Source organism: Pedobacter sp. AK013 (assembly GCF_014205835.1).
In the GTDB taxonomy this organism is placed as follows: Bacteria; Bacteroidota; Bacteroidia; order Sphingobacteriales; family Sphingobacteriaceae; genus Pedobacter.
On the sequence record NZ_JACHCQ010000026.1, the window covers coordinates 1 to 12,999 of the forward strand.

The window sequence follows — 12,999 nt, forward strand, 5'->3', positions numbered from 1 at the left end:
TGCGCTTTAAGGTAAGGTCATTAGTGTTTATTCGCATAAATCATAATTAGCTATTTACAAAGCTAATTCTGTTACCGAATTACTAAACCTTTACAGCAATGACGATTTCTACATGGGCCTGATCTGCAATAAAATCTTTTAGACTCAAACAATACCATTAATTACATCCCTCTTTTCTCCTGGTATCTATAATATAAACAATTTGCCAGCCCTGATCTCCTTTTACCAACTGAAAAGAATTAACCCCACAATGACTAAATTTTTCGCCCAGGTAAAATTTATAGTCTGTCCAAACAGAAGCGAGAGGACCATCGATTAAGATTTTGGTAAAAACAATACGCTCATCGTATTTATCCTGGTGCGGAGCGCCAATAAATTTGATAAAGTTGTTAACAGATTCTGTGCGTATACTTACTTTACCTTCTTTGTTGGCGATGGTTTGCATTATTGCTGCTGGTGCAAAGGCACTCCTGGTTAAAGTGCTGTCCCCGCCTTTCATGCCGGTAAAAAGGTTGGCGATGGTTTTTTTAATCGCACTTTCATCATCGCTTTGTGCAAAGCCATTTGTAATAAAACATAGTAAAAACAGGGCAAAAACAACTAATCCTTTCATGACTTCTTAATTACGTATATACCATAAATTTATAGTATTTTTGTAAAAGAAGGGAAAAGGAACCGCGATGTTGCAAAAAATCTATCGATTATCCACACATCTTAATCACAGTCAATACGCTTTATAGTCAGCTATTTACGCTGTTTTAACCGATTGATGTTAATAATTATTTTAAAAACGGATAATTAAAACTTGTAAACTTATAATGTGTTTTTCTGCTAACTGGCACGGTTCTTTAATAGTATAATATATGGAAGAAGAATTCTTTTTTGAATCCAACGAAGATGCACAACGCTCGGTAGAACGTTACGAAGAAATGCTCCGGAACCAGGATCAGTATTTCTTCGATGCAGGGGCATTCGAATACATTGTAGATTTCTACATTGAGAAAAATGATCCGGTCAAAGCTTTGCAGGTAGTTGATTTTGCAATCAGTCAACACCCTTATGCAACAGTATTTTTAATCAAACAGGCTCACCTTTACATTTTAACCAACAACAACGAAAAGGCTTTTATTGCTTTGCAAAAGGCCGAGCTTTTAGAACCGTCTGAACCAGATATTTATTTGCTTCGCGGTAATATTTTTCAAAATACCGAACGTTTTGATGAGGCTTTGGAAAATTATGAAAAAGCTTTGGGGCTGGCCGAAAGTACCGATGAGATTTTATTACAGATGGCTTATGTTTACCAGAGCATGAGCGATTATGAAAGTGCTATTACCTATATTAAGCTTAGTTTAGAGCAGAATATGGAGAACCAGGATGGTTTGTATGAGCTGGCTTTCTGTTACGATGTGTTAGATAAACAAGAAGAAAGTATCAAGTTTTATCAGCAGTACATCGATACCGATCCTTATTCTTATGCGGCCTGGTATAATTTGGGCAACAGTTTCCACAAGCTGAACCTTTTCGAAAAAGCGATTGACGCTTATGATTACGCGATACTAATTAAAGAAGATTTTAGTTCGGCTTATTTTAACAAAGGGAATGCACTCGTACAGTTGGATAAGTACGATGAAGCGATAGATGTTTATAAACAGACTTTCGAATACGAACAGCCTAATGCCGATACCTATTGTGCCATTGGCGAGTGTTACGAGAAACTGGAAAAAATGGACGAAGCCCGTTCTTACTACAAAAAATCGGTAAAAATGGACCCTAAAATGGCAGATGCCTGGTTTGGGATCGGTGTTACACTAAATTTTGAAGAACGTTATTTCGAATCGCTGCATTTTTATAAAAAAGCAATCGATTTAGAAGCTGAGAATGCCGATTTCTGGTTCGCTATGGCCGATGCTTATTATAAATTAGGCCAGATTGACGAATCGATAGAAGCTTACGAAAAGGTATTGGAGTTTAATCCTTTGGATATTGAAGCCTGGTTAGATTTTAGTACCGTGCTTTACGAGCAGGGGAAATTGCTGGAAGCATCTGAAACAATGGCAGAAGCGATTAAGAATAATCCGGAAGCGGCAGAACTGTATTACCGGATGGTAGCTTATCTTTTTGCCTTAGGAAACTATGGCGATGCGCTGGGATATTTAGAAACGGCTTTAACAACCGACCCTGATAAACACTATATTTTATTTGAATATTTACCGCAATTGCAGGATAATAGTGCCATTTTAAACGTTATAAACCGATATATAAGGTAACGACCTTGTGAGAAAAATTTAACAAATAAATCTCAAAATTTTTTTCACTTTTGTACGCATATGAATTATCCATTATTAAACGTTCCCGAACGTCCAGCTAAACCACGCCAAAAGGGCTTAACAATGGTTATGGATAAGGGATTGAGCCTACGCCAAGTTGAAGATTTTATTGAAGTTGCCGGCGTACATACAGATATCGTGAAATTAGGTTGGGCAACATCACATGTAACACCAAACCTTAAAGAAAAATTAGCTTTATATAAAAGTGCAGGCATTCCTACCTATTTTGGTGGAACATTATTTGAAGCCTTTATCATCAGAAACCAGTTTTCAGATTACCAGCGTGTTTTAGATCAGTATGGAATGGAATATGCAGAAGTTTCCGATGGTTCTATCGAAATTGAGCATGATAAAAAATGTGGTTTTATCAGTGAACTGGCTAAACAGGTAACCGTTATTTCTGAAGTAGGCAGTAAAGATGCCGCTAAAATATTTGCCCCATATAAGTGGATTAAATTAATGCAGGCAGAAATTGAGGCGGGATCGTGGAAGGTAATTGCCGAAGCACGGGAAGGTGGTAATGTTGGAATTTATCGTGGAAGCGGAGAAGTGCGTGAAGGATTGGTTGATGAAATTTTAACTCAGATTCCTGAAGAAACCATTATTTGGGAAGCACCTCAAAAAGAACAGCAAGTTTGGTTTATTAAATTAATTGGTAGTAATGTAAACCTGGGTAACATTGCCCCAGCAGAAGTAATTCCTTTGGAAACTATCCGTTTAGGATTACGCGGAGATACTTTTGATTATTTCCTGAACCAAGTAAAATAATCCAATTTTAAGTGTCTATATTATAAATCGGTATATTCTTGGATTTTGTCACATTGAGCTTGTCGAAATGCCCTATATAAATCCGCTATAGTCCTTCGACAGGCTCAGGATGACAATTCGATTTTGTAATATGGCTACTTATTTTTTTATCAATATGAAAACATACGGTTTAATCGGATATCCACTTTCTCATTCTTTCTCGAAAAAATATTTCACAGAAAAATTTCAAAATGAGGGTATAGCCGATCATCAATACGAACTTTTCCCTATCGCCGATATTAAATCACTGCCCGATCTGCTAAGTGAAAACCCATCACTTTGTGGACTCAATGTGACGATTCCGCATAAAGTTAACGTGCTTTGCTATTTAAACGAAGTAGATGAAGCTGCAGAAAAAATTGGGGCAGTAAATTGTATTTCCATTAAAAATTTTGAAGATAAAAACTATTTAAAAGGCTACAATACCGATGCATATGGCTTTGAAGAATCGCTAAAGCCATTGTTAGGGCCGCAACACACAAAAGCACTTGTTTTTGGCGATGGCGGGGCGGCGAAAGCAGTAAAGTACGTTTTAGATAAATTAAAGATCCAATATCAGGTGGTGGTAAGAACAGCTGTTCCTGGTGCTATTCTATATTCGGAAATTACACCGGAGATTTTGGCCTCGCACCAGTTATTGATTAATACCACGCCCCTGGGGATGTCGCCAAGTGTAGATACCTTTCCCGAAATTGATTATAGTTTGCTTGGGGAAGGATATTTGGCTTACGATTTAGTGTACAATCCGCTGGAGACTGCATTTTTAGCTAAAGCTGCGGAGCGTGGTGCGGCGATTAAAAACGGTTTGGAAATGCTATACAAACAAGCAGAAAAAGCCTGGGCAATTTGGAATAAATAATTTAACTTATCGTTGTTGCGAGGAGGAACGACGAAGCAAACTTTGATAGAATGTTATGAAACTGAAACAACTAATTTGTTTTCCCTTTGTATTGCTTTTGTTCATAACAGCTTGTCAGAACCACGATTATAGTCCGAAGCCAAAGGCTTATTTCAGGGTTGTTTTTCCTAAAAAAGACTATATCACATTTACCAAGCCTGTTCCTTTTACCTTCAAATATCCTGTTTATGCTGCGGTAGAGCAAGATCAAAGCCGCGATGCAAAAAAAAATTGGTACAATTTACACTTTAAGCAGTTTAATGGCTTTTTGCATTTAACTTATTATGATGTTTCGGGTAAAAGCGAATATGATGAAATGGTAGAAGATGCCCGAAAACTTGCCTTTAAACATACGATAAAAGCAAGCGCTATTGATCAAAAAATCATCCATTACCCTGATCATAAAGTTTATGGCATTTACTACGCCATTGAGGGGAATACGGCTTCTTCCGTTCAGTTTTTTTTAACAGATAGCGCCAAACATTATTTTAGAGGGGCTTTATATTTTAATGAACGCCCACAATACGATTCTATTGAACCCGTTGTTAAATTTATTAAAAAGGATATCGATACCTTGATTTCTACCTTTAGGTGGAAAAATTAATTTATTATCCTGTTCTTGGCAGCAGGTTTTTTTCTAAAACATATGATTACAATAAAGACCTTCACTTTTAACGCTTACAGCGAAAATACTTACGTACTTTACGATGAAACCAAAGAATGTGCCATTATCGATCCGGGTATGTACGAGGGTTTTGAGCAAAATGAATTGGCGGCATTCATTAAAAACGAAGGGTTAAAACCCGTTTTATTGCTCAATACACATTGTCATCTCGATCATGTTTTCGGCAATAAATTTGTGTACGAAACCTATGGCTTAAAACCACAGTTTCATCAGGGCGAATTACCGATTTTAAATGCGGTTCCGGGTTATGCGCCATCAATGGGTTTTACCCGTTATGATGTTTCGCCTTTACCCGATACTTTTTTGCCCGAAACCGGAACAATCTCCTTTGGCAACAGCACTTTAAGCTTAATTTTTGCCCCTGGCCACTCTCCTGCACATTTATGTTTCTACAGCGCGGCCGATCATATTTTAATGGGTGGCGATGTGCTTTTTTATGGCAGCATTGGCCGTACCGATCTGCCGGGTGGCAACCATCAGCAATTAATCCAAAACATTTCTGATAAACTTTTTGTCTTACCAGATGAAACCAAAGTTTATCCTGGCCATGGACCGGCCACAAGCATTGGTTTTGAAAAACAGCATAACCCATTTTTTTAAAATTGAATATTGTTTATGAGGTATTTTAAATGTAGCAGTTTATAACTCTATACCTTCTACCTTTAAACCCTCAACCTTTTACCTATCTTTACAGCTGTGAATACATCGCTTTATATTGCCAAAAGGTATCTTTTTGCCAAAAAATCAACCAATGCCATTAACCTGATATCGGGCATATCAATGGTGGGGGTAATGGTTGGTAGCGCTGCTTTGATTATTATCCTTTCGGTATTTAACGGTTTAGAAACAGTAGTATTGAATATGTTCGATACCATTACCCCGCAAATTGCCATTACCCCAGCTAAGGGGAAAACTTTTGATCCAAATACCAGCTATTTTAATCAGCTCAGAAAAGATAAAAGTGTTGCCGCTTTTACTGAGGTGCTGCAAGAAAATGCTTTACTAAAATACAACAATAAGCAGGCTGTTGGAATGGTTAAAGGTGTAAGTTTAGACTATTTGAAGAATACCAAATTAGATAGTACCATTAAAGAAGGCCATTTTATATTGCACAACAGAAGTGGCGATAACGCAGTAATTGGTTCTGCATTACAAAGTTATCTGGCTGTAAATACTGTTGATCCCTTTACAGAGTTGGAGATTTATTCGCCAAAGAAAGATATTGCCGCCAATACCTTAAATCCAGCCGATGATTTTGTGGTGAAGAACATTCGGGTAAGCGGTGTTTTTGAGGTACAACAAGATTTCGACAACGGTATTATTGTACCATTGAATTTTGCCCGCGAACTTTTGGGCGAAGATAAAAAAGTGTCTGCAATAGAGATCAATCTCCAACCTGGTATTGATGTAGACGATTTTCAAAAAGAAGTAATCGAAAAGGCTGGTAAAGATTATGAAGTCAGAAATCAGGCTGAGCAAAATAAATCGCTTTACCACATTTTAAATACCGAAAAATGGGCCGTATATATTATTCTTACTTTTATCCTGATTATTGCTATATTTAATATCATAGGGTCGTTAACCATGTTAGTAATCGATAAGGTAAAGGATGTTGCCATTCTGAGCAGTTTAGGTGCAGGCAAGAAATTAATTAAACGTATATTTTTATTTGAGGGCATGATGATCACCATGTCTGGCTGTGTACTGGGCTTAATTATAGGCCTTATATTTTATTATTTTCAACACACCTATGGTTTTATTAAGATGGGCGATGACGTAAACAAAACATTGGTAAGTTCTTATCCAATCGGACTAAAATGGAAAGATTTTGTTTTAGTTTTTGTTACGGTAGGCATCTTCTCATTTTTGGCATCTGCTTTGTCATCCAATTTAAGTGTTAAAAAGATAGATCAAATTAATCAAACTATATAAAATGAAGTTATTTAAGCAAGCAATTGTACTCGTTGTGCTCCTTGGCGTGGCCGCTACAGCTTGTAGAAACGATAAAGCCGAGGGAGAAAAAAGTAATCTGAAAACGGTTAAAGGTTTGTATAGTTTTGGCCCGGAAATGAAATCTTTTACCTTGTGCGAAGATGGGCGTGAATATTGGGTTAAAGACAGTGTAAAAAACTTAGAGCTCTCTTATAGCAAGCTAGGCTTCGAAAAGCCATACGAGCCGGTATATGTAGAATTAGAGGGTTATTTTGCTAAATCAGATACAGCAACTGTTTCTGCCGACTTCGATTCTACGCTAGTAGTAACCAAATTAATCAAAATTAGCAAAGAAATTCCTGATGGGCCTTGCGCGCAATAATTCATTTAAAACCTTTAGAAATCGAGATACTGAATTTATTTTAACATCTATCATGCTATAACGGAGGATGTATCATTAAGTGTAAATTGTCATCCTGTCCAAAGGACTCCTACGGAGAGCTTGTTGAAGGGCCTCCTTTAATATCTTAATGGGGTTTCGACAAGGCTCAACGTGACAAATTAGAGGTGAAATTGCACCTTATGATACCGCCTCGACGACTTATTTATTTAGATTATTATTTTCATTTTTCTTGAAGCGCAATGCTAATCGGTTCTTTCAGCCCTGCTTTCCGTTATAAGTCTGAGCTCATGCTTCGCTTGTGGGCTTTCACTTCAATCAGGGCTATTTTGGCTGGGTATTGCTACTATCAACTAAACCATCCTACCTGTAGAGTTATGTGCAGCGCCGCTATGGATTGATGAGTTCCCGTCATGGAAAACTGCAGTATGCTAGTGCTTGAATGTACTGGTCTCGTAGAAAAACAAAAAAGGCTCGCAACTTTCATTGCGAGCCTTTTACATATTCTTGATTTTTAGTTTTACCAGAAAGTAGAGTAAAGCGCAACTAAAATTCCGAACACAATTAGCGATCCAACGGCAAACGAAGGATGAACTTTAAACATGCTCGAATCGACTTCTAAACCATTAGATTTATCGCCTTTGCTATTTTCGAACATACTAATAGCAAACATCACTACAATACAGACTACGAATACAATGCCCATTCTATCTAAGAAAGGTATTTCGTAGATCCCATCTGCATTGGCAACCGAGAATCCAAAATTGTGAAGGAAAGACAAATCCATCATCCCTGGCAAGAATTTTAACAATACGGATAAACCAAACCCACCAATAGTAGCAAACAAGGCTGCATTCGAAGTCGTTTTTTTCCAGAAGAAGCCCAATATAAACATGGCAAAAATACCAGGACTTACAAAACCTGTATACTCCTGGATAAATTCGAAACCGCCTTTTTTATCGATACCTAAGAAGGGCGAAATGCCGATGGCAATAGCCATTGCAACAATTACCACTACGCGTCCGGTACCTACCAGTTTTTTCTCACTGGCTTCTAAATTAATATGTTTCTTAAAAATATCTAAAGTAAAAATGGTAGAGATACTATTAATTTTACCAGCTAATGAGGCAACAATCGCTGCGGTTAAAGCTGCAAAAGATAAACCTTTTAACCCTGTTGGTAAGATACTCAATAAAGTAGGGTAAGCCCTATCCGGGCGAAGCTCTCCACCAGGCATCATTGAATTTACATCAATACCTGTTTTTTCCTGGTACAACATATATACTGCAATACCTGGCAAAACTACAATTAGCGGCATTAGCAGCTTTAAAAAAGCAGCAAATAAAATACCAGCTCTGGCTGTTTTTAGATCAGCACCTAAAGCACGCTGGGTAATGTACTGGTTACAGCCCCAATAGTTTAAGTTTACAATCCACATCCCGCCAAGCAGTACCGTCATACCAGGTAATGAGGCGTAATTGGCACTGTCTTTCTTAAATATCATGTGGAAATGATCTGGTGCTTTTTCTCTTAAGAACGATAAGCCATCTAATACGCCATGGCCGCCGAAATGATTGCTTACTAAATTAAGTGCTAAATAAGTAGTTGCTAAACCGCCGAAAATTAAAAACGCTACCTGGATTACATCCGTGTAACCAATTACTTTCATACCACCCAATGCAATAATTACAGCAAAAATGGCTAGGCCCATCATACAATACCAAAAGCCAATACCTGAAATACTGCTTACAGCTAGGGCACCCAGGTATAAGATAGAAGTTAAGTTTACCACAACATACAATAACAACCAAAACACAGCCATAATCATGGCTACGGTGCCGTTGTAACGTTGACTTAAAAATTGTGGCATGGTGTAGATCTTATTTTTAAGATATACAGGAATAAAAAATGTAGCAACAATTACCAACGTTGCAGCTGCCATCCATTCGTAAGTAGAAATGGCTAGTCCCATTTTAAATCCGTCGCCACTCATGGCTACAAATTGCTCGGCACTAATGTTCGAGGCAATTAAGGATGTGCCAATTGCCCACCAGGTAAGTGAACCTTCCGCAAGAAAATAATCCTTGCTGCTCATCTGCTTTTGCTTTTTACGGTTGTAAATCCAAAAACCGTAAATTGCCACAATGGCAAAGTAGGCTAGAAAAATAATGTAATCTGTGACTTTCATTTAAGATTAAGATAAGTTATTTGGTTTAGAAATCTAAATGTAGCAAAATCATAAATTAATCTCCGCTTTTTTTGAATTAAAAAATGTTAAAATGACGTTTATTAATTTGGCCCCTCTTAAATTCAAGGTTATTAAGCTAAGATAGACTAAGTTCATCGTCATTTTTACTGCCTTGCAGCGGAGCAGAGAAATTTTTGAGATTTGCCGAAATAAAATATGGTATCACCCCAGGCCTGTATACGCACAGACCTGGGAGAATTAAACTTAAATATACCTGTTAATTAAGTTTTCCAGGTATTCTTGCTTTCCGCTGCGTACCTCTGGTTCGCCATTTTCTGCAGCGTAGTTCCTTAAATCTTCTAAACTTAATTTGCCTTGTTCAAATTCGGCGCCTTTTCCACTATCAAATGAAGCATAGCGGTCTGCCCTTACTTTTTTGTAGTCAGATTTTTGAAGAATGGCATCTGCAGTGATTAATGCCCTTGCAAAGATATCCATGCCGCCAATATGCGCATAGAATAAGTCTTTCTGATCAGTTGAGTTACGGCGGATTTTCGCGTCGAAGTTTACTCCTCCACCTTGTAAGCCACCACCCTCTAAAATGATTAACATGGTTTCCGTTAGTTCGTTAATATCATTAGGGAACTGATCGGTATCCCAGCCGTTTTGATAATCGCCGCGGTTAGCGTCGATAGATCCTAATAAGCCATTATCTACAGCAACCTGTAATTCATGCTGGAAAGTATGACCAGCCAAAGTAGCGTGGTTAACTTCTAAATTTAATTTGAAATCGGCCAACAGATCGTATTGTTGTAAAAAGCCTTTTACTGTTGCAGCATCGTAATCATATTGGTGTTTAGAAGGTTCACAAGGTTTTGGTTCAATGAAGAATGTTCCTTTGAAACCCTGTTTGCGTGCATAATCTTTAGCGGCATGTAAGAATTTAGCCAAATGCTCTTGCTCACGTTTCATGTTGGTATTCAATAAGCTCATGTAGCCTTCTCTTCCTCCCCAGAAAACATAATTTTCGCCACCAAGGGCAATGGTAGCATCTAAAGCTGCTTTAACCTGGGCAGCTCCGTGTGCCAGCACATGAAAATCGGGATTGGTAGATGCGCCATTCATGTAGCGTTTGTGGCTAAATAAATTGGCTGTTCCCCACAATAGTTTTACGCCGCTATCTGCTTGTTTTTGTTTGGCATATTCAACAAGAGCCTGTAATCTGCGTTCGTTTTCCGCAATATCGTCGCTATAATCTACCACATCCACATCATGGAAACAATAATAAGGGATCTGCATTTTGGTGATAAATTCAAAGGCCGCATCCATTTTATCTTTTGCCCTTTCTACTGCATCTTTTTTTTCATCCCAAGGGAAAATGTGCGTTGCGCCTCCAAATGGATCGGCACCATTACCATTAAATGAGTGCCAATAAGCACAAGCAAACTTAAAATGTTCGTTCATGGTTTTGCCCGCTATTACTTTGTTGGCGTCATACCATCTAAATGCTAATGGATTATCGCTTTCCAGACCTTCAAACTTGATCTGCTCAATGCCTTTAAAAAATTCTTTTGCTCCTGTTACTACTTTTGTCATGTTTTTTGTTTTTTTTGGTTGATGGTCTATTGGTCAATAGTTCATAGCAGATCTTACTATGGACGATCAACCCTTAACCAATTGCTAATTGTTTTTCTAATATTTCTTTCCAATCCTGATAGATTGCTTCATATACAGCTGAATGTTGTGGTGTTAAAGTATTAATTATTTGATGGTTGCTAAAAGCTTCTTCTGCACTTTTAAAAATTCTGGCGCCTATACCTGCACCTAACGCTGCACCTACACTACCATCGTTTTCGTAAAGTTCTACCGGAATGCCCGTAACATCTACAAAAGTTTGCGCAAATACATCACTTAAAAATAGGTTGGCCCTTCCGGCCCGGATTACTTTAGGCTGCATGCCATTTTCTCGCATAATATCCAATCCATAACGGAAAGAAAAAGCAATCCCTTCTTGTACTGCTCTGAAGATATCTGATTGATTGTGTAGGTTTAAATCAATACCTAATAATTGTGCGCCGGTATATTGGTTGTTTAACATCCTTTCGGCACCGTTTCCAAACGGAAGCACTTTTAAACCTTTACTACCTATTGGTGCTTTTGACGCCAGAATATTTAGTTCGGCATAGGTAGATTGTGGTGCGAAATTATGTTTTGCCCAACGGTACATACTGCCGGTACCATTGATACAAAGTAAAACTCCAGTATGTTTTTTTTCCTCCGAATAGGTTACGTGTGCAAAGGTATTCACTCTCGATTGTTTATCGTAAGTAAGCTCATCGCTTACGCCATAAATCACCCCCGATGTTCCGGCAGTTGCGGCAACTTCCCCAGGTTTTAATACATTTAAAGAAAGCGCGTTGTTCGGCTGATCGCCAGATTTATAGGCAACTGGAATTCCGGTTGGTAGACTCAAAGAATATGCAATATCTGCATTTAAATAACCATGAGCCGAAAATAAAGGTTTCACCGTTGGGATAAGGTTGCCCGAAATGCCATAATAATCCATTACATCTTTAGAAATCTCGTGGTTTTCAAAATCCCAGAAAATGCCTTCAGATAGTGCAGAAATACTTGTTGTAATTTCTCCGGTTAATTTCATCGCGATAAAATCGCCAGGTAGCATTATCTTGTCAATTTGACTATAGACGTCTGGCTCGTTGGCTTTTACCCAGGCCAGTTTTGACGCCGTAAAATTTCCGGGAGAGTTTAATAAATGTTTTAGCGATTTTTCGTGCCCAATAGCCTCAAAAGCACTATTGCCTAGCTCAACTGCTCGGCTATCGCACCAGATGATACTATCGCGGAGCACCTGCTGGTTTTTATCTACAACAACTAATCCGTGCATTTGGTACGCAATGCCAATGGCTTTAATTTCTTTAGGATCAAAAAGACCTGTCGAATTTAATTTGAGAATGGCCTGTTGAACATTTTGCCACCAATCGTTAGGTGATTGTTCTGCCCAGCCGGACTGTAAAGATTTGATGGCTGTTTCCTCCTCTGGATATTGAGCTGTGGCTATGTTTTTTTGTGTAGTTGCATCAACAACTGCGACCTTTATAGATGAGGTACCTAAATCAATCCCTAATAAATACATCGTTTTAAATTATTTTAATATTTGGCTATGCAAACGGTTGCATAAAGATAGTGGTTAAAAGATAAAACGCAAATTTTTTATAAAATCTGTTCTCTTTATGCAATCGGTTGAATTGAGTGTTTGCGTTGATTTAAACTGTACTCGAATTATTTAATAATTTATATTTTTGCCGTTTACACATTAAAATTAAGCTATGGAAGAGATTACCTGGAATGATTTCGAAAAGGTAGAATTAAGGGTGGGGACCATTTTAGAGGCTTTCGAATTTCCTGAAGCCCGAAGACCGGCATATAAAGTAAAGGTAGATTTTGGTGAATTTGGCATTAAAATGAGCAGTGCGCAGATTACCAAACACTATACATTGGACGAATTACCCGGAAAACAGATTGTTGGGGTGATTAACTTCCCTAAAAAACAGATCGGAAAATTTATGTCCGAATTTTTAGTTACCGGTTTTGCTGATGAAAACGGCGATATCGTGTTAACGGCTGTGCAAAGTAAAGTGCCTAACGGGAGTAAATTGATTTAGCCAATTTCTGAAGTGTTTTAGCTGAGGCCTAACACGAATATCCCTGATTGAAGTGGAAAGCAGGACTGAAGCAACCGAT

12 protein-coding genes are annotated in these 12,999 nt (G+C 38.0%); 8 read left to right on the top strand and 4 right to left on the bottom strand.

The window, feature by feature from the left end; all coding sequences use genetic code 11:
- Positions 1-157: 157 nt before the first annotated feature.
- Positions 158-613: a nuclear transport factor 2 family protein gene (locus HDC90_RS16895; protein ID WP_184468454.1), complete on the bottom strand. Its 456-nt coding sequence runs from the start codon at positions 611-613 to the stop codon at positions 158-160.
- 250 nt (positions 614-863) lie between these two features.
- Between HDC90_RS16895 and HDC90_RS16900 the strand changes: the two genes are divergently transcribed.
- The 7 genes from HDC90_RS16900 (at position 864) to HDC90_RS16930 (ending at position 7,031) form a co-directional block, all read left to right on the top strand.
- The gene (locus tag HDC90_RS16900) at positions 864-2,267 is read left to right on the top strand and encodes a tetratricopeptide repeat protein (RefSeq protein WP_184468456.1); all 1,404 of its coding nucleotides are present in this window, start codon (positions 864-866) and stop codon (positions 2,265-2,267) included.
- 60 nt (positions 2,268-2,327) lie between these two features.
- Positions 2,328-3,095: a phosphosulfolactate synthase gene (locus HDC90_RS16905; RefSeq protein ID WP_169502713.1), complete on the top strand. Its 768-nt coding sequence runs from the start codon at positions 2,328-2,330 to the stop codon at positions 3,093-3,095.
- A gap of 154 nt (positions 3,096-3,249) precedes the next feature.
- The gene (locus tag HDC90_RS16910) at positions 3,250-3,993 is read left to right on the top strand and encodes a shikimate dehydrogenase (protein ID WP_184468458.1); all 744 of its coding nucleotides are present in this window, start codon (positions 3,250-3,252) and stop codon (positions 3,991-3,993) included.
- Positions 3,994-4,048: 55 nt separating this feature from the next.
- A complete protein-coding gene (locus tag HDC90_RS16915; protein ID WP_184468460.1) occupies positions 4,049-4,636 on the top strand; it encodes a gliding motility lipoprotein GldD in 588 nt (195 codons plus the stop codon).
- A 42-nt stretch (positions 4,637-4,678) separates the two neighbouring features.
- The gene (locus HDC90_RS16920; RefSeq protein ID WP_184468462.1) at positions 4,679-5,317 is read left to right on the top strand and encodes an MBL fold metallo-hydrolase; all 639 of its coding nucleotides are present in this window, start codon (positions 4,679-4,681) and stop codon (positions 5,315-5,317) included.
- A 96-nt stretch (positions 5,318-5,413) separates the two neighbouring features.
- Entirely contained in the window at positions 5,414-6,649 is a 1,236-nt protein-coding gene (locus tag HDC90_RS16925; protein ID WP_184468464.1) for an ABC transporter permease, read from the top strand.
- A gap of 1 nt (position 6,650) precedes the next feature.
- Positions 6,651-7,031, top strand: coding sequence for a hypothetical protein (locus tag HDC90_RS16930; protein WP_184468466.1), 381 nt, complete (start codon positions 6,651-6,653; stop codon positions 7,029-7,031).
- 538 nt (positions 7,032-7,569) lie between these two features.
- Here the strand turns inward: HDC90_RS16930 and HDC90_RS16935 are convergent.
- From HDC90_RS16935 to HDC90_RS16945, 3 genes are all read right to left on the bottom strand, one after another.
- Entirely contained in the window at positions 7,570-9,237 is a 1,668-nt protein-coding gene (locus HDC90_RS16935) for a sodium/sugar symporter (protein WP_184468468.1), read from the bottom strand.
- A gap of 264 nt (positions 9,238-9,501) precedes the next feature.
- Complete coding sequence (xylA, locus tag HDC90_RS16940) at positions 9,502-10,833, bottom strand: xylose isomerase (protein ID WP_184468470.1); 1,332 nt, start codon at positions 10,831-10,833, stop codon at positions 9,502-9,504.
- Positions 10,834-10,906: 73 nt separating this feature from the next.
- Positions 10,907-12,391 carry a xylulokinase gene (locus HDC90_RS16945; protein WP_184468472.1) on the bottom strand — a complete coding sequence of 495 codons (1,485 nt, stop codon included), beginning with the start codon at positions 12,389-12,391 and terminating at the stop codon, positions 10,907-10,909.
- 193 nt (positions 12,392-12,584) lie between these two features.
- Between HDC90_RS16945 and HDC90_RS16950 the strand changes: the two genes are divergently transcribed.
- Entirely contained in the window at positions 12,585-12,920 is a 336-nt protein-coding gene (locus HDC90_RS16950) for a tRNA-binding protein (RefSeq protein WP_167295691.1), read from the top strand.
- The last annotated feature ends 79 nt before the right edge of the window (positions 12,921-12,999 follow it).